General features: G+C 73.8%; 11 protein-coding genes and 1 pseudogene. 6 read left to right on the forward strand and 6 right to left on the reverse strand.

The genetic code is table 11. From position 1 onward, the window contains the following. Both NRO40_RS22960 and NRO40_RS22965 read right to left on the reverse strand, forming a co-directional pair. Positions 1-6,045, reverse strand: a pseudogene (locus NRO40_RS22960) (SDR family NAD(P)-dependent oxidoreductase); the annotation flags it as partial. A 190-nt stretch (positions 6,046-6,235) separates the two neighbouring features. Continuing rightward, complete coding sequence (locus NRO40_RS22965; RefSeq protein ID WP_058943054.1) at positions 6,236-7,087, reverse strand: alpha/beta fold hydrolase; 852 nt, start codon at positions 7,085-7,087, stop codon at positions 6,236-6,238. A gap of 413 nt (positions 7,088-7,500) precedes the next feature. Between NRO40_RS22965 and NRO40_RS22970 the strand changes: the two genes are divergently transcribed. From NRO40_RS22970 to NRO40_RS22990, 5 genes are all read left to right on the forward strand, one after another. Beyond that, positions 7,501-7,752: a phosphopantetheine-binding protein gene (locus NRO40_RS22970; RefSeq protein WP_058943053.1), complete on the forward strand. Its 252-nt coding sequence runs from the start codon at positions 7,501-7,503 to the stop codon at positions 7,750-7,752. Next, positions 7,749-8,615, forward strand: coding sequence for an SAM-dependent methyltransferase (locus NRO40_RS22975; RefSeq protein ID WP_257375491.1), 867 nt, complete (start codon positions 7,749-7,751; stop codon positions 8,613-8,615). Before NRO40_RS22970 ends, NRO40_RS22975 begins: the two co-directional genes overlap by 4 nt. Positions 8,616-8,711: 96 nt before the next feature. Next, entirely contained in the window at positions 8,712-10,037 is a 1,326-nt protein-coding gene (locus NRO40_RS22980; protein ID WP_058943598.1) for an NAD(P)/FAD-dependent oxidoreductase, read from the forward strand. Beyond that, positions 10,034-11,116: an SDR family oxidoreductase gene (locus NRO40_RS22985; protein ID WP_232791171.1), complete on the forward strand. Its 1,083-nt coding sequence runs from the start codon at positions 10,034-10,036 to the stop codon at positions 11,114-11,116. Before NRO40_RS22980 ends, NRO40_RS22985 begins: the two co-directional genes overlap by 4 nt. A gap of 99 nt (positions 11,117-11,215) precedes the next feature. Next, positions 11,216-12,136: an SDR family NAD(P)-dependent oxidoreductase gene (locus NRO40_RS22990; protein WP_058943597.1), complete on the forward strand. Its 921-nt coding sequence runs from the start codon at positions 11,216-11,218 to the stop codon at positions 12,134-12,136. Positions 12,137-12,141: 5 nt separating this feature from the next. On the opposite strand, the gene NRO40_RS22995 is transcribed toward NRO40_RS22990, so the two are convergent. Together NRO40_RS22995 and NRO40_RS23000 are read right to left on the reverse strand one after the other, a co-directional pair. Next, positions 12,142-13,017 (reverse strand): 4'-phosphopantetheinyl transferase family protein, encoded by an 876-nt coding sequence (locus NRO40_RS22995; protein WP_079047279.1) that lies wholly within the window; start codon positions 13,015-13,017, stop codon positions 12,142-12,144. Positions 13,018-13,027: 10 nt separating this feature from the next. Beyond that, positions 13,028-13,345, reverse strand: a complete 318-nt coding sequence (locus NRO40_RS23000) for a helix-turn-helix domain-containing protein (protein WP_079047278.1) — start codon at positions 13,343-13,345, stop codon at positions 13,028-13,030. 670 nt (positions 13,346-14,015) lie between these two features. Here NRO40_RS23000 and NRO40_RS23005 point away from each other — a divergent pair. Then, the gene (locus NRO40_RS23005) at positions 14,016-14,954 is read left to right on the forward strand and encodes a beta-ketoacyl-ACP synthase 3 (RefSeq protein WP_058943596.1); all 939 of its coding nucleotides are present in this window, start codon (positions 14,016-14,018) and stop codon (positions 14,952-14,954) included. A gap of 140 nt (positions 14,955-15,094) precedes the next feature. Here the strand turns inward: NRO40_RS23005 and NRO40_RS23010 are convergent, their stop codons facing one another. Both NRO40_RS23010 and NRO40_RS23015 read right to left on the reverse strand, forming a co-directional pair. Then, complete coding sequence (locus NRO40_RS23010) at positions 15,095-15,790, reverse strand: hypothetical protein (RefSeq protein WP_198549405.1); 696 nt, start codon at positions 15,788-15,790, stop codon at positions 15,095-15,097. Next, entirely contained in the window at positions 15,787-21,054 is a 5,268-nt protein-coding gene (locus tag NRO40_RS23015) for a DUF6531 domain-containing protein (protein WP_058943595.1), read from the reverse strand. The genes NRO40_RS23010 and NRO40_RS23015 overlap by 4 nt, the downstream gene beginning before the upstream one ends. Between the last annotated feature and the right edge of the window lie 610 nt (positions 21,055-21,664).

Genomic DNA, 21,664 nt, shown 5'->3' on the forward strand with positions numbered 1-21,664 from the left:
TCAGCCCACCCCCAAGTCGTTGTCGATCAGGTCGAACAGGTCGTCGGCGGACGCTTCGTCGATGCGCTCCCGGCGCAGGCCGCCGCCGTCCTCGCCGTCCCCGCCGCCCCTGCCGTCGAGTGCCGTGAGCAGGGACCGCAACCGCGTGCGCACGGCCGGCACGTCGGACGCGGCGACCGACGGGAGCAGCCCGGCGAGCCGGTCCAGGTCCGCGTGGACGCCGGGCGCCGCCGCCTCCCGGGCCCCGGCGGCGTGCTCGTCGAGCAGCGTGCGCAGGTGCGCGGTGAGCGCGGAGACCGTCGGGTGGCCGAACACCAGGGTGGACGGCAGGGCGAGACCGGTCACCTGGCCCAGCCGGTTGCGCAGCCGCACCGCGCCCAGCGAGTCCAGACCCAGGTCCTTGAAGGGGCGCTCCGGGTCGACCGCGCCCGCGTCCTCGTGTCCGAGGACCACGGCGACCTCCGCCGCGACCGCCGCCAGCACGAGCGCGTACCGCTCCTCGGGCGCGGCGGCCGCGAGGCGCGCGGGCAGCGCCGGACCGGACCGGCCCGCGGGGACGTGCGCGGCCGGCACCAGGGCCCGCAGCACGGCGGGCAGCGAGCCCTCCCGGGCCTGGGCGCGCAGGGCGCCCGGGTCGAGCCGGGCGGGCAGCAGCAGCGCGTCGTCCGTGCCGTGCACGGCGTCGAACAGGCGCAGCCCCTCGTCGGTGGTCAGCGGCGCCAGCCCCGACCTGCCCAGCCGGGCGACCCCCGCGTCACCGAGGTGCCGGGTCATGCCGCTCGTCTCCTCCCACAGGCCCCAGGCCAGCGAGAGCGCCGGCAGTCCCTGGGCGCGCCGCCACTGCGCGAAGGAGTCGAGGAACGTGTTGGCGGCCGCGTAGTTGCCCTGGCCCGGCCCGCCGATGGTGCCCGCGACGGAGGAGAACAGGACGAACGCGGCGAGCGGCACGGACGCGGTCAGCTCGTGCAGGTGCAGCGCCGCGTCCACCTTGGGCGCCAGTACGCGGTCCAGCCGCTCGGGCGTCAGCGCCTCCAGGAGGCCGTCGTCGAGCGTCCCCGCGGAGTGGACGACGGCGGTCAGCGGATGCGCGGCGTCGACCGACGCGAGGAGCGCCGCCGTCGCCGACCGGTCGGTGACGTCGCAGGCCGCGACGGTGACCCGGGCGCCGAGGCCGGTCAGTTCGGCCGTCAGCTCCGCCACGCCCTCGGCGTCCGGGCCGCGGCGGCCGGCCAGGAGCAGGTGGCGCGCGCCCCGCTCGGCGGCGAGGTGCCGGGCCACCCGGGCGCCGAGTCCTCCGGTGCCGCCGGTGATCAGGACCGTGCCGTCCGGGTCGAAGGGGAGCGGCCCGCCGCGGGCGCCGCGGACCCGGACGGCACGGGGGACGTGGAGGACGCCGTCCCGTACGGCGACCTGGGGCTCGTCGGCGGCGAGCGCCCCGGGCAGGACGCGCGCCGGATCGTCGGAGGCGTCACCGGCCAGGTCGACGAGCGTGAAGCGGCCGGGGTGCTCGGACTGCGCGGTCCGCACCAGCCCCCACAGGGGCGCGAGGTCGGGAGCGACGGCCGCCCCGGGAGCGGTGGCCACGGCGCCCCGGGTGACCAGCACCAGCCGCGCGGCGGCGAACCGTTCGTCGGCCAGCCAGCCGCGCAGCAGCGCCAGGGTGTGGTGGGCGCGGGCGCGGGCCGCCTCCGCGGTGGGTGTGCCGTGGGCCGCCGGGACGAGCGCGACGACGGTGTCCGGTACGGGTCCGCCCACGTCGAGCGCTGCGGTGAGGTGGGGGAGGGAGCGGTAGGTGGGGAGGGGCGGGGCGAGGGAGCCGGCTGGGGTGTCCGCACCGGTCCCGGCGTCCGCACCGGTCCCGCCGGTCCCGGCGGGCCTGCCGGGACCGGCGGGCGTGCCGGCGCCGGTGCCCGGGTGCGGCAGGGTCGTCCCGTCCTCGGCCAGGACCGCCCAGCGCCCGGGCGCTGGGCCGAGGGCGGGGTCCGGGGCCGGTATCGCCTGCCAGTCCACGCGGAAGAGGCGATCGGCCGGGCCGCGTGCGCCGGTCAGGCGGTCCGCGGCCACGGGACGGGCCACGACCGAGTCGACGGTGACCACCGGGTCGCCGGCCGCGTCGACCGCGGACATCCGTACCGTCCCCTCGCCGAGCGGGGTGAGCGACACCCGCAGGTGCGTGGCGCCCGGCCGGCTGACGCGCACCCCGGACCAGGTGAACGGCAGCCACGCCTGCCCGGACCCTCCGTCGGCGTCGGCCAGTTCGGTGAGCTGGGCGTGGAACGCGGCGTCGAGCAGGGCCGGGTGCACCCCGTACCCCTCGGCGCCCCCGCCGTCAGCGGCCGTCGGGGCGTCCACCTCGGCGAGGAGCGCACCGTCACGCCGCCAGGCGGCGCGCAGCCCGCGGAAGGCGGGCCCGTAACCGAAGCCGCGGTCGGCGAGCCGGTCGTAGAGGCCGTCGACGTCCAGCGGATCGGCGCCCGACGGGGGCCAGGCGGCGGTGGCGGGGGAGGCGTCGACGTGCGCCGGGGCGGGCGCGAGGAAGCCGGTGGCGTGCCGCGTCCAGTCGTCGCCGCCGGTCGCGTCGGCCGGCCGGGAGTGGATCGTCACCGGTCGCCGTCCCCGGGCGTCCGGGGCGCCGACCGACGCCTGCAGGTCGACGGCGCCCTCGGCGGGGAGCGGCAGCGGCTCCTCCAGCGTCAGCTCCTCGACCACGTCGCAGCCGACGTGCCCGGCGGCGAGGACGGCCATGTCCACGAAGGCGGTGCCCGGCAGCAGGACCGTGCCGTGGACCGCGTGGTCGGCCGACCAGCCGTGCGTGCCCGGCGAGACCCGGCCGGTGAACAGCCATCCGCCGCCGTCGGCGCGCTCGGCCCCGGCGGTCAGGAGCCGGTGGCCGGTGGAGCGCAGTCCCGCGTCCCCGACATCGCCCGCGGCGGGCCGGGGCGCCGCCCAGTAGCGCGTCGACGCGAAGGCGTACGTGGGGAGTTCGACGTCGCGCGCGTCGGCCGGGTCGAACACCACGGCCCAGTCCACCGGTACTCCGTGGGCGTGGGCGGCGGCCAGCGAGGCGGTGAACTGCGCCTGTTCCCGCTCGCGGCGGGCCGAGCCGAGGACGGTCACGGCGGCCCGACCGGACCCCCCTTCCCGCCGTCCCCCCGCCCGCTCGACCGTCTGCTCCGCCGCCCGCTCCGCCGTCTGCTCCACCGCGAAGGTGAGGACGGGGTGCGGACTGATCTCGACGAACGTGGTGTGTCCCCCGTCGAGCAGCGCCCGGACGGTCTCCTCGAACCGCACGGTGCGACGCAGGTTCCGGTACCAGTAGTCGGCGTCGAGACCACGGGTGTCGAACGCGCCGCCGGTGACCGTGGAGTGGAAGGGCACCTTTGCCGAGCGCGGCGCGATCGGTGCCAGGACCTCGGCCAGGCGCTCCCGGAGCGGCTCGACCTGGGGGGAGTGCGAGGCGTAGTCGACGGGGATCCGCCGGGCCCAGACGCCCTCGGCGGCACAGCGGGCGAGCAGCCCGTCCAAGGCGTCGGGGTCCCCCGAAAGAGTGGCGGACGACGGGCCGTTGACGGCGGCGACGGATATGAGCCCGTCCCACTCCGCCAGGAGCGGCAGCAGCCGCTCGGGCGACGCCGTCACCGAGGCCATGCCGCCCCGCCCGGCCATCCCCGCGATGGCCTTGCTGCGCAGCGCCACGACGCGGGCGGCGTCCTGGAGGGAGAGGCCCCCGGCGACGTACGCGGCGGCCATCTCGCCCTGCGAGTGTCCGACGACGGCGTCCGGGTGCACGCCGTGGTGGCGCCAGAGCGCGGCGAGCGCCGCCATCACCGCGAACAGCGCGGGCTGTACGACGTCCACCCGGTCCAGTGGGGGAGCGCCGGGCGCCCCGCGCAGGACCTCGTCGAGCGCGAAGCCGGTGTGGGGCGCGAGCGCGGCGGCACAGGCGTCGAGCTCGTCGGCGAACGCGGGGTGCGCGGCGGCGAGTTCCCGGCCCATGCCGACCCACTGGGAGCCCTGGCCGGGGAAGACGAAGACGGTCTTGCCGGTCCGGGCGTGGGCCCGGGTCACCTGGTCCGTCTCCTCGCCCCGGGCGAGCGCGGCGACCGCGTCGAGGAGTTCGGTACGGGTGGTGCCGGTGAGGGCGGCCCGGTGGTCGAAGCGGGCGCGGGTGTGGGCGAGGGCGGCGCCGACCTGGAGGGGGGTGGCGTCGGGGCGTGCGGTGGTGAGGTGGGTGTGCAGGCGGCCGGCCTGGGCGCGCAGGGCGGCCGGCGTCCTGGCGGACAGCACCCACGGCGCCACAGGGGGCGTCGCCGACGAGAAGGCGGGGGGCCGCGGCGCCCCGGCCCCGGGCGTCCGCGTCCGTACGGCGGGCGCCTCCTCCACGAGGACGTGCGCGTTGGTCCCGCCCACGCCGAAGGCCGACACCCCCGCCCGGCGGACCCGTTCGCCGCGCGGCCACGGGACGGCCTCGGTCAGCAGGGAGACGCCGCCGCCGGACCAGTCGGCCTTGGGCGTGGGCCGGTCGACGTGCAGGGTCCGGGGGAGCGTTTCGTGGCGCAGCGCCTGGATCATCTTGATGAGCCCGCCGACGCCCGCCGCGGCCTGGCTGTGCCCGATGTTGGACTTCAGCGAGCCCAGCCGCAGGGGCCGTCCGGAGGGGCGGTCGCGGCCGAAGACGGCCGCGAGAGCATCGATCTCGATGGGGTCGCCGAGCGTGGTGCCCGTGCCGTGTCCCTCGATCGCGTCGACGTCGTGGGGGCGCAGGCCGGCGTCGGCGAGCGCCTGGGTGATGACGCGCTGCTGCGAGGGGCCGTTCGGAGCGGTCAGGCCGTTGCTGGCGCCGTCCTGGTTGACCGCCGTGCCCGGGATGAGGGCGAGGACACGGTGGTGGCGGCGTCGGGCCTCGCTGAGGCGCTCCAAAAGGAGCACGCCGATGCCCTCGGCCCAGCCGGTGCCGTCGGCGGCCTCCGCGTACGAGCGGCACCTGCCGTCCGGGGAGAGCGCGCGCTGCCTGCTGAACTCGGTGAAGACCTTCGGCGTGGCCATCACGGTGGCGCCGCCCGCCACGGCGAGGGCGCACTCGCCCCGCCGCAGGGCCTGTACCGCCAGGTGCACGCCCACCAGGGACGACGAACAGGCCGTGTCGACGGTGAGGGCCGGGCCCTCGAAACCGAAGGCGTAGGCGACCCGGCCCGACAGGACGCTGCCCGCGGAGCCGATGCCCCAGTAGCCCTCCAGCTCGCCGGGGCCGGACCGCGCCACACCCTCGTAGTCCTGGCCGCTGCTGCCCACGTACACGCCGGTCGGCGACTTCCGCAGCCGGCCGGGGTCGATGCCCGCGTCCTCCAGGGCCTCCCAGACGGTCTGCAGGAGCAGCCGCTGCTGGGGGTCCATCGCCAGGGCCTCGCGGCGGGCGATGCCGAAGAACTCCGCGTCGAAGTCGGCGACCGGGTCGAGGAACCCGCCGGCCCGGGCGTAACTGGTGCCGGGCTGCTCGGGGTCGGGGGAGAAGAGGCCGTCGAGGTCCCAGCCCCGGTCGCGGGGGAAGTCGGAGACGACGTCGCGTCCGGCGGCCACCAGGTCCCACAGGCCGGCGGGGGAGGTCACGCCGCCCGGGTAACGGCAGGCCATGCCCACGACGGCGATGGGATCGCCGTCGAGGCACTCGCCCCGGACCCGGCTCCCGTCCCGGCCCTCGCCCGCCGCTTCCGGGGCGGGGACGTCGTCCTTTGGGGCGGCGAGGCCGAGCAGGTCGAGCAGGTGCTCCGCCACGGCGGCGGCCGTCGGATGGTCGAAGAGCAGGGTGAGCGGCAGGTCGAGGCCGGTGGCCCGGCCCAGCCGACCGGTCAGCTCCACGGCCGCGAGGGAGTGGTAGCCGTAGTCGCGGTAGGCCTTCTCCGGGTCGATGTCGAGCGGGTCCCCGCCCGCGAGGCCCGCGGTCTCCCCGCGCACCAGGTCGAGCAGGGCCGCCCGGCGGCGGTCGACCGGCAGCCCGGCCAGGCGTCCCGCCAGGTCCTCGGTCGGTCCGGGCTCCCCGGCCCGTACGTCCTCGGCCGGCCCCGTTCGCCGGGTCCGCCCGTCCATCGGGTCAGCCATGCCGTCCTCCACGTCGTCTCCCTGCGCCCCCGCGCCTCGCCGCCGCCCCCGCGCACGGGATGCGGCCACAGAGTTCCGTCGTCCGCCCTGGTGGGAGTGCCCTCCTCCGGTGGGGGAGGGCACTCCTCGGGGGAGCCTCCTACGCGGAGGTGGCCCCGCCCGTCAGGAGGAAGGACCGGATGTGCGCGCTGAGCTGTTCCGGCTGGTCCTCGGGAATGAGGGTGTAGCTGTCTTCGATCTCGACGAGCCGGCCCTGGGGCAGCAGTTCGGCGAGCTTGCGCCCGTGCTCGGGCGGCATGACCTTGTCCTCGGCGGCCCACACCACGAGGGCGGGCCGGTCGAAGTCGCGCAACTTGGCGGCCCAGTCGAGGAGTTCACTCTTCGGAGGGACGCCGAGCACGTACTTGCGCAGGTCGCGGCGGATCTCCTCGGAGCTCCACAGCGGGGTGAACCAGGCGTCCATCACCTCGTGCGGGACCGGTCGCTTGCTCATCCAGCCCCAGGTCATGGGCAGTCGGCGCATCGGCTTCCACTTCAGGAGCTTGAAGGCGACGTTGATGCCGCCCGGCAGCTTCGCCGAGGTGAAGAGGTTGCTCCCGGGCAGACCCGGCGGGAAGTTGTCGAACGCCTCGCACGAGGTGATGACCAGGCGGCCGACGCGCTCGTCCCTGCCCGCGGAGACCAGGGCCTGCGCACCGCCCCAGTCGTTCATCACCAGCGTGACGTCGCGCAGGTCGAGCCGGTCGAGGAACTCCGCGACCAACCGGGCCACACCCGCGATCGACAGGTCCGCGTCCGGCTTCATCGGCCGGCGGTGACCGCCCAGCGGCAACGTCGGCACCACGCACCGGAAGTCGGAACGCAGGGACGCCACCACGTTCCGCCACAGGGATCCGTCCATCGCGACCCCGTGCAGCAGGACCACGACCGGCTTCTCACCCCCGGTGTCCTGATACTCCACCGTGCCAGCCGAAAGGTCTACCTCAGCCATTTCACATCTCCTCGGAGCTGTACGGGTTCGGGAGGTCGCGAAGGGATGCTCGCACCGGACGCAACGCTCGACGCCCAGTTGGGCGGCGTGGCGGCCACCCGGACGGGTGAGTCGGGGTAAGCAAAACACCTCGGGCTGCTTTTCGCCAGCAACAACCCGACCAGGAACGATCATTGCCCTTTAGGGCAATGGTCGGCCGACCGGTGCCTGGGTACAGTGGCGACTCCCGTACCGAAGCCGTCCGCCGCAAGGTGAAGGGCGCGTACACGGACGAGGTATGCCGTGCGGCTTCCGCCCGCACCCCAGAGGTCACCACTCCGGATTTCCGCCCTCGTCCCCTGGCGCAGCGGCCGGATCGCGGACTCATTTCACACCTCGGTCATCCCATCACCGCGCATCGGAAAGGCTGTCCCGTGATCACTGCCGAAGACGTATGTGCCCGCATCGCCAAGAAGCTCGGCGGCAAGGCGCAGGCGTACACCCTGAACGAGGAAACCGCCTTCGACTCCGTGGGCCTGTCGAGTCTGCAGATAGCCGACATCGTCTACTCCATCGAGGACGACCTCGAGATCGAATTCGACGAGAGCAGGGCCGCGAGCGTGAAGACGGTCGCGGACCTGGTGAAGCTCGCCGAGGAGACCCAGCAGGGCAGCGCCGCCGCGTGACGGCCGACGTCTACCAGGGCGCCACCGCGGAGTCCATCAGACATCACTACGACGTCTCCGACGACTTCTTCGCGCTGTGGCTGGACCCGGACCTCACGTACACGTGTGCGCTGTGGGACGAGGGCGACACCCTCGAAAGCGCGCAGAAGCGCAAGCTCGACCACCTGATCGAGGGCGCGCGGGCGGCCGGCGCGCGCCGCGTCCTCGATGTCGGCTGCGGTTGGGGAAGCCTGCTCGAACGGCTGGTCCGCACGCACGGCGTGCAGCGGGCCGTCGGCCTCACGCTCAGCGACAACCAGGCGCGGCACCTGCGGGGACTGGCGCTCGAACGCACCGAGGTGCGGGTGGAGAACTGGCTCGACCACGAGCCCGCCGAGCAGTACGACGCGATCATCTCCATCGGCGCCTTCGAGCACTTCGCGCGCACGGGCCTCTCCCGCGCCGAGCGGGTCGCCGCGTACCGCGCGTTCTTCGAGCGCTGCCGCGCCTGGCTGCCCAAGGGCGGCAGGATCGCGCTCCAGACGAACGTCAAGGGGAACAACGTCCGGATGGACAAGCAGACCGTGCGGGACCTGCAGTTCATCATCGACACCATTTTCCCGGAATCCGAGATCCCGGCACTCTCCGAGGTCCTCGAATCGAGCGAGAAGCGCTTCGACGTCGTCCGTCTGCGCAACGACCCGGATCACTACAGCCGCACCTGCCAGGAATGGTTCGACCGGCTGCGGGCCCACCGCGACCAGGCCGTGGAAGTGGCCGGCGAGAAGACGGTCGCCGACTACGAGAGGTATCTGAGTTCCACGGTCGGCCACTTCCGGAACCGTCACCTGGGGCTGTCGAGGATCGTCCTCGAAGCCGTGTGAACGGGTGACCGGAATTCCTCACGACAGCTCCGACCACAGCCCCGACCACAGCTCGGACGAAAGCTCCACCGGCGGGCCCTCCCTGGGAGCACTCACTTGAACGCGTACAAGCACGTCGTCTACTGGCACGACACCGAAAAGGTCACCGTCGAGGCGCCCCTCCGGGAATCCGTCGACTGCGACGTCTGCATCGTCGGTGGTGGTTTCACGGGCCTTTGGACCGCCTACTTCCTCAACCAGGCCGAGCCGGCGCTCGACATCCGCATCGTCGAGGCCCACCACTCCGGCTACGGCGCCTCCGGCCGCGCCGACGGATTCGTCACGCCCACCATCGGCAAGGACATCCAGGCCCTGGTGAAGGAATTCGGGCTCCAGCGCGCACTCGAGGCGTCGCAGGCGGTGGGCCGGTCGATCCTGGAAATCGGCAGGTTCGCCCGCAGGAACCGCGTCGACGCGCAGTACGAGGCCAACGACTACCTGATGGTGGCCACCGACGCCGCCCAGCTCAGACGGCTGGAGCACGACCGCGCGCTCGCCGAGCGGATGGGCGCCGCACAGGCGGAGATCCTCCCGCGCGAGGAGTCGCGGGCCGTCATCGGCTCGCCCGCGGTGCTCGGCAGCATGCGCACGGGCGGCGCACTCGTGAACCCCTTCCGGCTCTCCCGCGGCATCGCCCGCGTGGTCCGCGAGAAGGGCGTGACGATCCACGACGACTCGCCCTGCCTGCGCGTGGAGCCGGGGGTGCGGCCGACCGTCGTGACGGCCGGCGGGCGGGTCACGGCCGACAAGGTCGTCCTGGCCACCAACGTCCACATGGACGCCTTCCCGCCGTTCCGCAGGAAGGTCATCCCCATCTGGACGTACGCGATGGTCAGCGAGCCGCTCACCGACGCGCAGCTGGGGCGCGTGAACTGGGCGGGCCGCGAGGGCCTGGTCGAGGCCAAGTCCCTGCTGACCTGCGCCCGCTTCACGCACGACAACCGCATCATGTTCGCCGGCGGGCCGGCCCCGTACTACTACGGCCGGGACAAGCGGCAGCGGAACATGAACCGGCCCGAGGTCTACCGGGAGATCCACCGGGAGTTCCTGCGGTTCTTCCCGATGTGGGACGACGTGGAGTTCACCTACGCGTACGGCGGCACCGCCGACGTCGTCCGCGACTACGCCCCGCACTTCGGCAGGCTCGGCGGCGGCAACATCCTCTACGGGTACGGCTACTGCGGCAACGGCATCGCCGCCACCCACACCGGCGGCAAGGTCCTGCGGGACCTCACGCTGGGCAAGGACACGGACTACTCGCGGCTGCTCTTCGTGGACGACGAGCGGCGCAAGCCGCCCGCCTCCTTCCCGCCCGACCCGATCCTGTTCGCCGGCGCCCGGGCCGCGGCCCGGCTGATGGACTGGAAGGACTCCCGCGCATGAGCCGCACCATGAGCAGCGGGAACGGCGGGAACGGCGGGGCAGGCCGGAACGGCGGGAGGGGCGAGGGTGCCCCGGGTGCCCGCCCCACCGTCCTGCTCACCGGCGCGTCCGGAGTCGTCGGACGCTCCCTCCTGCGGGAGCAGGACGGCCCGCGGTTCGTCGTCGCCACCCACAGCACGCCGGTGCCCGAAGCCGGGGACGCGCGGTCGGTCCGCCTGGACATGACCGCGGAGCGCTTCGGCCTCGAGGAGGACGCCTACGCCGCCCTCGCCGCCGAGGTCGACGTCGTCATCCACTCCGCGGGCCTGACCGAGTGGGGCCTGCCCGCGGGGGACTACCGCCGGATCAACGTCGAGGGCACCCGGCGGGTCGCCGAGTTCGCCGAACGGGCCGACGCCACCGTCCACTTCATCAGCACGGCGTTCGTCGCCGCGCTCGCGGACACCGCGCCGGTGCCGCTCGGCCCGGACAACGTCTGCCGCAACTACATCAGCTCCAAGCGGGAGGCGGAGCACGTCCTGCGCGACAGCGGGGTGCCGCACACCGTCTTCCGCCCCACCAACCTCATCGGCGACTCGACCACGGGCTGGACCTCCCAGGGCCAGATCGTGCAGCTGATGTCGGACTGGCTGGGCCGCGGCAGGGCGCCCTTCCTCCCGGCGCACCCGGGCATCCGCATGGACTTCGTCTCCCAGGACCTGCTGTCCAGGGCGGTGCTCGGCGCCGTCGAACGGGGCGACGACGGCGGCGAGTTCTGGGTGACGTACGGTCCGGAGGCCATGGACGTCGAGGACTGCCTGCGGGTGCTGGTCAAGCACGCCGCCGGCCGCGGACGGACCCTGACACCACCGCCGGTGGTGAACGCCGACGAGCTCGCCGCGGACGCCATCGCGAACGCCTCCCCGCGGGCCCGCTCCTACCTGTCCGTGCTGCGCGACGTCAGCGAGGTCACCCGGTGCAGCGGCGGCGTGCTGCCCACCTCCATGCCCGAGCTGCGCGAGCGCTACGGCGTTCCGCGGATCGACGACACCGCGGCGTACCTGGCGAGCCTGGAGTACGCCGCCGACCACCTGGGCTAGACCGGACGGCCGGACGGCGCGGTCCTGGGGGAACCGCCGGACCACACGGTCCGGGGAGGGCCCGGCCCGGACGACCGGACCGAGGGAAAGGACAGTGCTGTGAACGAGAACGAGGACTGGAACGCGCCGGACCTGGGCGGCAAGGTCGCCGTGGTCACCGGGGCCAGCCGCGGCGTGGGCCGCGGCATCGCCCTCGCGCTCGGCGCCGCCGGCGCCACCGTGTACGTCACGGGCCGCAGCACGCGGGACGGCGCGCGTACCGAAGGGCTGCCCGGCACGGTGGACGACACCGCCGAGGAGGTCACCGAGCGGGGCGGCAAGGGCGTCGCCGTGCGCTGCGACCACGGGTCGGCCGCGGACAACGAGGCGCTCGCCGCCCGCGTCCGGGCCGACCACGGCCGGCTGGACCTGCTGGTCAACAACGCCTGGGGCGGCTACGAACGCTCCTTCGAGGTCCGCTTCGACGCGCCGTTCTGGGACCAACCGATGTGGCGCTACGACCTGTTCGCGACGTCGCTGCGCGCGCAGTACGACGTCACCCGCATGCTCGTCCCGCTGATGCTGCCGCAGCGCAGCGGCCTGGTCGTCGGCATCAGCTTCTCCGACGGCGACATCTACCTCGGCCAGGTCGGCTACGACGTCTTCAAGTCCGCCTCCGACCGCATGTGCCGGGGCTTCGCTCTCGACCTGCGCAAGAAGGGCGTCGCGGCGCTCTCCCTGCACCCCGGCTTCGTCCGCACGGAGCGGGTGCAGGCCGCCTGGGAGGCGATGGGCGACGGTCCCGCGTCGGTGGTCCACTCCCCGGAGTACGTGGGGCGGGCGATCGTCGCCCTGCTCGCGGACCCCGCGGTGATGGAACGCACGGGCGAGGTGCTGAGCACGGGCGACCTGGCGGTCGCGTACGGCTTCGCCGACGTGGACGGCCGGCAGCCGCCGGCGTTCCGTCTGGAGGGCCGGATGAGTCTGGCGACCCGGATGCACCGGTTGAACAAGGTGGTCACGTCGGTGGCGGAGCAGTAGGCCGGTCAGTCCGGCGGCGGGGCGAGCAGCAGTCGGGAGGTACGCATGGTGGGGAGGCGTCCCGCGGTCCCTTCGCGGCGCAGGGCGACGGCCGCCTGGCAGCCGGCGGGCGCGGGCACGTCCAGCAGGGCCCAGCCGTCGGGCCCGGACGGCGCCCAGGGCGGGGCCAGCGCCGCGGCGAGGCCGACGTGATGGGCGCCGACCCCGCCGGGCAGGCCGGTGCCGATGCCCTTGAGGAAGGCTTCCTTGCGCACCCAGCAGCCGAGCAGCGCGTCCCGGCGGGCCGCCGGGGGCAGGGCGTCGAGGGCGCGCCGCTCGTCGGGGTGCAGGCGTCGGGCCAGCCGTTCCAGGCCGTCGCCGACCAGGTCCCGGGACTCGACGTCCGCCCCGACCGGCGAGGCGGCCAGCGCGTAGAGCGCGACGTCCCCGGCGTGCGAGAGGGAGAAGTGCACACCGGGGTGGTCGGCGACGGCGGGACGCCCGTGCGGTTCCTCGCAGCCGGGCATCCCGCACCGCTCGCGGACGAGGACGACGTCCTGGGGAGCGGTCCCGAGACGGTCGCCGAGCAGTACCCGCAACCCCACGTGCGACGTGACGAAGCGCGTGCGCGCCGCCGGGTCCTGGAACCCGGCGGCACGCCGCGTCTCTTCGGCGTCGAGGATCCCGGCGCGCGCGGCGGCCGCCGCGGCGTGGTCCGGGATCCACAGCGTCCACACGTCGACCGCGTCGACCGGGCGGGTCGGGCCGACCGGGCGGGCCGGGTCGCGCCGGCCCTGCCGGTGGAGCGGGCCGTCCGTACCGACGCCGCCCGTACCGCCCGCGTCGGTGTCGTGGGGGCCGGGCGGTCCGCCCGCCGCCCCGACCGGAAGGGACTGTGTCATGAAGGTGCCGTCACGGCCTGTCGAGGCCCTGCGGTTCGCGTCGGAGGTCGTCCGCCCACTCCGCCGAGAGGAGCGCGGCCTCCACCCGGGACCGCAGCCCCAACTTCCTCGTGATGCTGGTCAGATGGGCCTTGACCGTCCGCTCCGCGATGCCGAGCCGGCGGGCGAGCTCCCGGTTCCCCTCGCCGTCCGGCAGCACGCTGAACACTTCGAGCTCCCGTGGCGTCAGCACCCGCAGAGCCGACCGTTCCACCGACGCCAGCCGGCCGCCACCGACCCCTATGCGTCTGTCGACGTCTCCACCGACCTGAAGCTTCTCCCCGTGCATGCGTTCTCCCACTCCTTGAGGAAGTCGTCACCACGGGAGGATTCGGATCGTTGCGTCGCACCCAACCGGAATTCCCCCTTCGGCCCGACCGTGAACAAGGCGGCGCCCGAACAGCCCGCCGCCACTGTGACGTACGTCACTCGCACTGTACCCGTATGGCGAGGAGTCGCCGGTCGAAACCGGGTTCGATTCGCCTGTACGTCGGACCGTCCAGGGAGCGTAGGGCGAGGCGGTGGTTCCGTTCAAGCCGATACGGATGAACTCGAAGATCGTCTTCGCGATTGGTTGATCGCTCAACTCCCCGCGCCGGCAAGGGGATTCACCGCTGACCCGGGTTTCGCCCGGGTCCCGTGGCGACGGCCGCCAAGGCGTGGACGTGCGGTTTTCCGCTCCCCGTGGGGAATTCCCCGCACCGGCGCGGAAAGGTGGCCCCGCCGCCATCCGGCCCTTTTCCGGCTTCTCCGGTTCGCAGGCGTGCACGGAGCCGGTTACGGCCACGGGGAAATACCGCCTCAAGGGGAATCGACGACTCCGTACGCAACTCCGCCCCGCGTTCAGGGGCACCCGGGAGGAGCGAATTCCTCGCTGCCCTCCCGACCATCCACCGTCGCAGACAGTTCGAGGTGACCGTATGTCGTCCCATTCATCCGCTCCGGCCGGTACCGACGCCATGGCCGGTTCCAGGATCGCGGCCGTCGCCGGCGTCCGCCCGCAACGGGTCGTCGGCAACGACGAGCTGGGCAGGGGGCTCGGCGTCACGGCCGAGTGGATCGAGCGCCGCGTGGGCGTCCGCGAGCGGCGCTTCGCCGGAGCGGAGGAGACCGTCACGGGAATGGCCGCCGGCGCCGCGGCCAAGGCGCTGTCGGCGGCGGGCCTCGCCCCCGTCGACGTCGATCTGCTGGTCCTGGCCACCTGCTCCATGCCGTCGCCCATGCCGAGCGGCGCGGCGTCCGTCGCGGCGCTGCTCGGGGTCCCGCACGTCGCCGCCTTCGACGTCAACGCGGCCTGCGCCGGATTCTGTTACGCCCTCGGCGTCGCCGACGGCCTCGTCCGCGCCCGCACCAGCCGCGTGGCCCTGGTCATCGGAGCCGAGCGGATGACCGACTGGGTGGACCGGGACGACGTGGACACCGCCACCGTCTTCGCCGACGGGGCCGGTGCCGCGGTCGTCGTCGCCGCCGAGCGGGTGGGGATCCACCCGGTGGAGTGGGGCGGGGACGGCGACAAGGCCGGGCTGGTCGCCATTCCCGACCGGCACGGCAGCGTCACCATGCAGGGCCAGGCCGTCTACCGCTGGGTGACGTCGGAGCTGACCGCGGTGGCGGCGGCGGCCTGCGCGCGCGCCGGGATCGCCCCCGCCGACCTCAAGGGCTTCGTGACGCACCAGGCGAACCTGCGGATGATCGAGCGCCTGGCGACGGGCCTCGGCGCCACGAACGCCGCCGTCGCCCGGGACGTCGTGGAGACCGGCAACACCTCCGCGGCCTCCGTGCCCTTGGCGCTGTCCCGGCTGATCGATCTGGGGCAGGTCCGGCCCGGGGACCCGATCCTGCTGATGGGCTTCGGCGCGGGCCTCAGCTACGCGGCCCAGGTGGTCACCTGCCCGTGACGGCAGGGGCCGGGCACCCCGCCACGACCCGAAGCGCCCCCGGGGCGGCCACACGGCACCGGCCGCCCGTCCGTGCCTCCCGCCGGCCCGTGCCTCCCGCCGGTCACCCGGCGGGAGGCACGGCGCCGTCTCCTCCGGCCTCAGCCGTCCCGCTCGGTGCCGGCGTCGGTGCCAGTGCCGGCGTCGGTGTCCGTGCCGCGGTCGAGGTGCGCCTGGCGGGCGGCCTCGACGAGCCGCGGGGAGAACGTCATCCCGTGGGCGCCCGGCACGTCGTACGGGGACCGCCAGTAGTCCGGCACGAAGGTGTCGCCGTCCTCCTGGCTGAGGTGGCACGAGGCGCACCACTCGGTCCGCCAGCCGTAGGCGACGGCGCGGACCCCGTCGAACTCCTCGTCCAGCGGACCGTCCACCCGGTACCAGCGGTGGAGGTCCCTCGCCCCGCAGTGCGGACAGGGCGCCGAGAGGTCGGGGGCGGCCGGTTCCGCGTCGAAGGCGGCCCGCCAGGCGGCCAGCAGTCCCGGTGGCACCAGCCGCCAGCCGCCCGGGCCCGGCAGGGCGAGCTCGTCGACGTCGAACAGGTCCGTCTCCTTGGCCTCGACGGCGCCGAGCATCCTGCACTCGCCCGTCGCCAGGTCGACACGGACGGGGCCGATGCCGATGGTCATCTGCGACGGGTCCCCGGTCTCCAGGTAGCCGCGGTTCTGGAACCCGAAGTAGGCCGCTCCGCCGACCACGGTCGCCGCACCCTCGACGGGCACCAGGTCCACTTGCGCGTTGAGCGGGTCATCGGTCACGTACTGCTGGGCCAGTTCCGCCGCTCGTTCGAGACTGATCACTGGTCGGTCCTGAGGAATCCGTAGTTCCGGTAGACGCCCGGCTTGGCGTGCCCGGACTGTCCGTCGAGGAAGATCACGTCTCCCTTGACGTTCACCACGTTGAACACGTGGGAGTCGTCCTTGCCGGGCCCGAACCCCCACACGATACCGCGGGCACCGTCCCCACCGGCCAGGACATCACGCACGATGCCGCTCAGGGTCGTGCTCAGGAACGGCTTGCCGCCGTAGAGGCCGGTGATCGCCGAGTCGGCCCCCCGCCCGAGGTTCGCCGGGGCGGAGGACGGGGCGCCGTCGGCCAGCAGTCGGTCGACGGCGATGGCGCAGGCGCGGCAGTTGGTCCCGCCCTTCTGGGGGTTGACCAGCTTCGTCAGCTCCGGCGTGATGGGCGTCTTGTAGGAGAGCTTGCCCCTCAGGTAGTGCACCGTCCCGCCGCCGCCCGCGCCGAACCGCAGGTTACCGATCGAGGACGCCGCCTTCTCCGGGGACACGGCCGCGCGCCGCCACCCCGTGAGGCCGCCGATCCCGACGAGGGCGACCTGCTGGGCCAGTTCCTCCGCGGCCTCTCCGTACAGGTCGGCGAGCGCGTCGCAGCCCTGCTGGCGGAGCAGGTACTCGGCGCGGTAGAGCCGGTAGGCGGGGCGGACCGGGAGGTACTTGTCGACGAAGCCACCGGCGCCGCCGTTCTCGCCGGTGAACGCGTCGTGCGCGTCCCCGAGGAAGACGAACGGGGACTTGAAGACGGTCACGAAGGCGTCACCGAAGATGTCGAGAACCTCGCCGGGGCCGTCCACCCGGTCGTCGTTCGGGTCGACGGGGGTCAGACCGCTGGGGTCGGTGAGCAGGGTCGGGACGTTGTCGGCGTAGGCGTACGGCGAGACGTGCGGGTTCGACTGGGCGCGGGCCGCCGGGTCGGGCCGGGTGAAGCGGCCGGTCGCGGTGTCGTACCGGCGGGCGTGCAGGTCGAGGTTGCCGGTGGTGGGCTCGTGGCGGGCGCCGGTGAAGGACGGGGTGCTCGCGGGGGCCCCACCGGTGGTCGTGTTGAGGACGCGGGTGCCGAACGGGTCGTACGCCCAGCGCTGGTGGAGGGTCCCGGTGCTGCCGGTGACGTCGACCGGGGAGCCCTGGGTGTCATGGTGGTAATAGAAGAGGGCCCCCGCGCCCGTCTTGGTGGCGGTGGGCTGGCCGAGCGGGTCGTAGCGGAAGGACTGCTTGACCTTCCAGTCGGCGTCGTACTCGGTGGCCAGGAGCGGCAGGGGGGCGTGCGGGTCCCACTGGGTGCGGTGGGTGACCGTGCCGTCCTTGCGGGTGGCAACCTGGTTGCCGGAGGCGTCGTGGTCGTAGGAGTAGGAGACGCCCGCCACGGTGGTGGCCGAGATCCGACCGGCCAGGTCGTACGTGTAGGTGTCGGCGCCCGCCTTCGTCTGGTTGCCCTCGGCGTCGTACCCGTAGGCGGTGGTGGTGGTGCCCGTGGTGGTCGAGGTGAGCTGGTCGGCCGCGTCGTAGGCGTAACCGGTCGAGGCGGTACCCAGGGTGGAGGTCAGGCGGTTGCCGACCTTGTCGTAGGTGTAGGACGTGGTGCGGCCGGGAGCGCAGCCGGTGACCCAGGGCTGGGGGTGGCACCCGGACGTGAGCCGGCCGGCCGCGTCGTAGGTGAAGTCGTACCCGCCGGTGCCGACACCGGCCCGGGTGACGTCCACGCGGGAGGGCAGGCCCGAAGGGGAGAGGGTGAGCGCTGTCCTGGTGACGGTGGCGCCCGCCTTGGAGGAGGTCACCGCCGTGAGGCGGCCCGCCCGGTCGTAGGCCCGGTCCTCGGTCTCGGTGTTGGGCAGGGCGGACCCGACGAGGTTGCCGGCCGGGTCCCAGGTGTACGTCGTGGTCTTGCCGTCGGCCACCATCGTGGAGGTGCGGCCGTCGCTGTCGTAGGTGTAGGTGAGGGTGTCGCCGTCGGAGTACTTGCGGGTGAGCATCTGTCCGGCGGCGTCGTAGGTGTAGGCGAAGCCGCGGGTCTTGGTGAGGTTGCCGACCGCGTCGTGGACGAAGTCCTCGGAGATCGTGGAGTTGGCGCGGGCGGTCATCCGCCCGGCGTCGTCGTAGCCGAAGGCCACGTCCGGGGTGGAGTCGGAGTAGTCGACCTTGGTGAGCAGGCCGCGGGGGTCGTAGGCGTACCCGGTGGATCCCCGCGGCGTGGTCTTCTCCGTGAGGTTGCCGGCGGCGTCGTAGGCGTACGTCGTCTTCCGCTCCAGCGGGTCGGTGACCGAGGTGAGGCGGCGGGCCGCGTCGTAGCCGTACGTGGTGACGTGGCCGTTGGCGTCGGTGCGCCGGGTGACGTTCCCGGTCTCGTCGTGGCCGTAGGCGGTGACCGCGCCGCCGGGAGCGGTGACACCGGTCAGCCGGTCCAGCGCGTCGTAGCCGTAGCCGGTGGCGCGCCCGTCGGCGTCCGTCTGCCGGACGACGTTGTTCACCGCGTCGTAGGCCGTGGTGGCCACGCCGCCGAGCGGGTCGGTGACCGTGGTGGGGTTGCCCGCCGGGTCGTAGCCGTACGTGGTCGTGTACGGGACGGGGTCGGCGCCGGTGGCGTTGCCGCGGGGGTCGACCGCGGTGGCGCGGCGGCCGTCGGCGTCGTAGGTCCAGCTCTGCTTGTGGCCGAGCGGGGAGGTGCGGCTGAGCAGGTTGCCGTCGGCGTCGTAGGCGTAGGAGGTGGTCTTGCCCAGCTGGTCCGTGCTGCTGGTGAGCCGGTCGTTCTTGTCGTAGACGGAGGTGACCGTCTTGTTCGCGGCGTCGGTGGTCTTGGTGACGTTGTCGTTGGCGTCGTAGGTGTGGCCGGTGGTGTGGCCCAGCGGGTCGGTGACCACGAGCGGGCGGTTGATCGCGTCGTACGTCGTGGTGGTGGACGCGCCGGTCGGGCCGGTGACCTTGATGGTGTTGCCGGCCGCGTCGTAGGCGTAGCTGGTGGTGTGGGCGGCCGGGTCGGCGCCGGGGACGTTGCCCCGGGGCGAGACCCTGCTCAGCAGGCGCCCCACCTTGTCGTAGGTGTACGTGGTCCTGCCGCCGGCCGCGTCGGTCTCGGAGGCGAGGCGCCCGCTCGCGTCGTAGGTGCGGGTGACGGAGTTGCCGGCGGGGTCGGTGGTCCGGGTGGGGTGCCCGGCGTCGTCGTAGGCGAACGTGGTCGTGCCGCCCGCCGGGTTCCTGGCGGACGTCAGCTGCTCGGCACCGTTGTACGTGTAGGCCGTGGTGCGGCCCAGCGGGTCGGTGGCCGAGCCGAGCAGGCCGCGCCCGTCGTAGGCGTACGTGGTGGTGTACGCCGCCGGGTCGGCGCCCGCGACGTTGCCGCGCGGGTCCGTCTTGGAGAGGATCCGGCCGGCCGCGTCGTACGTGAACGTCGTCTTCTCGCCCAGCGGGGTGGTGACCGACGTGCGGTTGCCCGCCGCGTCGTACCCGTACCGGGTGACCTTGCCGCGCGGTGTCGTCACGGTCTCCAGGGCACCGAGCGGGGTGTACGTGTAGGCGGTCCTGCCGCCCATCGGGTCCGTGGTCGACGTCAGCTGGTTCGACGTGTCGTACGCGTACGTCGTCCTGTTGCCACGGCCGTCGGTGTGACTGGTGACGTTCCCCGCCGCGTCGTAGCCCCAGCTCTCCGCGTAGCCGAGGGCCGGGGGCGCGCTACGGGTGAGCATCCGCCCGGCGCCGTCGTACGTCATCTCCGTCTTGTTGCCCCGCTGGTCGGTGATGCCGACGGGCCGCAGATGCCGGTCGTAGTCGTAGGTGATGCGCGCGCCGTACGGGTCGATCGTCTCCAACAGGACGTTGCCGGCGTACACGTCGGTCCACACCCCGCCGTCCGGCGCCGTGGTGTGCGACTCGCTGCGCCCGTCCCACGCGAACCTGGTGGTCCTGCCGTTCTGGTCCGTCTGGGACGTGACGCGGCCGGTGGCGTCGTAGACGTTGGTGACCTTGCCGCCCGCCGGATCGGTGAAGGAGGACAGCCGCTTGTTCGCGTCGTACGCGTACGACGACCTCCGGCCGGCCGGGTCCGTCACCGAGGTCAGCAGGCCGTCGGTGTATCCGTACGACACCGTCGTGCCGTCGGGCAGGCCCACCTTGGACAGCAGCCCGTCGGTGCCCACCGTGAACGTGGTGGTGCGGCCGGCGGCGTCCTTGACGGAGGTGAGCCTGCCGGATGCGTATGTCAGGCTCAGCCCCTTGCCGGCCGCGCCCACCACGGCCGTGAGCCGACCGGAGCTGTCGAACGTCCGCCTGGTGTGGTCGGGCGTGGTGACCGTGTGGCCGCTCGCGCCCTTGACCAGCTTGGCGGCCGAGCCCGCGGGGGCGGTGAACGTGCCGTCGGCGGCCTGGGTGAACACGAGCGACGCCCCGTCGCCGGTCCGGTACGTCGCCTTCCCCGTCGTGACCGTCACCTGCGCGTCGAACGGCGTCGCCCAGCCGCGCCCCAGCAGACCCACGGCACTCGCGTCCGAGCGGTAGGTGCGCTCCAGGGTCAGCGGCACGCCCGGGCCCACGAGCGAGGCGTCGGTGAGCCGCTCGAAGAACATGCCGGTCGCCGTGTTGACCGGGTCGGCGCGGTGCGCCTGCGCGTAACAGGTGCAGATTCCCGCCTGCGCGCCGGGAATCACCGGTGTGTAGAACGCCTCCACCAGCGGGGACTTCGTACCGCCCGGGCTGGACGTGCCGTCGGCGGCGGTCAGGAAGACCCAGGCGTAGTACTTCTTGCCGTCCTGCAGGATCCCGCCCAGCTCACTGCTCGCCCACCAGAAGCACTGGTCGATGGGGTAGGACGTGCTCGACCACCAGTCGTAGCACCAGGCCCCGGTGTCCGGGGTGTCGCCCCGGGGATCGTCCGTGGCCCTCTTGATCTCCTGCTGGACCACGGGGCGGCCCGCCTCGTCCATGACGTACAGCCACGCCCCCGTGTAGGAGGACCCCCGCCTGGGCAGCTTCACCTGCCCACCGATCGACAGCACTCCCGGGTACACGGTCGCCCGGGACGACACCCAGGTCGGGTTCTCGGCCGCGGCGGTGCGGGGCTGGACGGCCCTGTCGGCCCTGTCGGCCCCGTCGGCCACGGCTCCACCCGACACCGCCCCGTCCGTCACGGCGCCGGGACCGCGTTCGACGAGGCCCTTGCCCGGGGGCGGGCTGTACGGCCTCCCTCCGGACGGCTGGTCGGGGGCGTTCATGTAGTCGCGCATCGGCGACAGCCGGTGCCGGTCCCTCGCGACCTGCTCCCGCCGCTCGGCGAGCGTCATGGCCCTGGGTGGCGCGGGCAGGTCCGCGGCCGTCCGGGCCGGCGCCTGGGGGAGGGCCGCCGCGGTCGTGGAGGGGGGACGGTCCCGGGGCGACGCCCCGGAGGGGGCGACGCCGGCTGTCGTCAGGAGGACGAGGGCCAGAACGGCCGTGACCAGTCTTCGCGTCTGTGTGCGCACGGTGCATCACCTATGAGGCAGGAGTGAGGAGCGGGCACGGTGATGCTTGGTCAGCGCGAGGTTCGAACTAACGTGTTGCGAAGATCGGGGCCGAAAGGCGATGGCGCCCCGGAAGCGACGGCGCCGCGGGTCTCCTGGTCGAACGGGCGGGGCCGCCGACCCGGCCGCCCAAGATGGCGCGAAGACGCCACCGAGGGGGCCATGGCCTGCCTGAACGCGTCCCTGACGGAAGGCCAATGACGGGCGACCACCCGACGACGCACCGGAGTCCCCACCCCGGCAACCCGCGCGACGACGTCCCCCATCGACAGCACCCCACCGCCGCCGGGCGACCGGCCCACCCGGATCCGGTGGCGGAGCAGCGCCACGAGCCGCGACGCTCGCGGGGGCGGTGAGGCAGGGGGAGTGGTGGGGCGGGAGGGCTCCGCCCCGC

Origin of the sequence: Streptomyces changanensis (assembly GCF_024600715.1) — a bacterium.
Lineage (GTDB): Bacteria > Actinomycetota > Actinomycetes > Streptomycetales > Streptomycetaceae > Streptomyces > Streptomyces changanensis.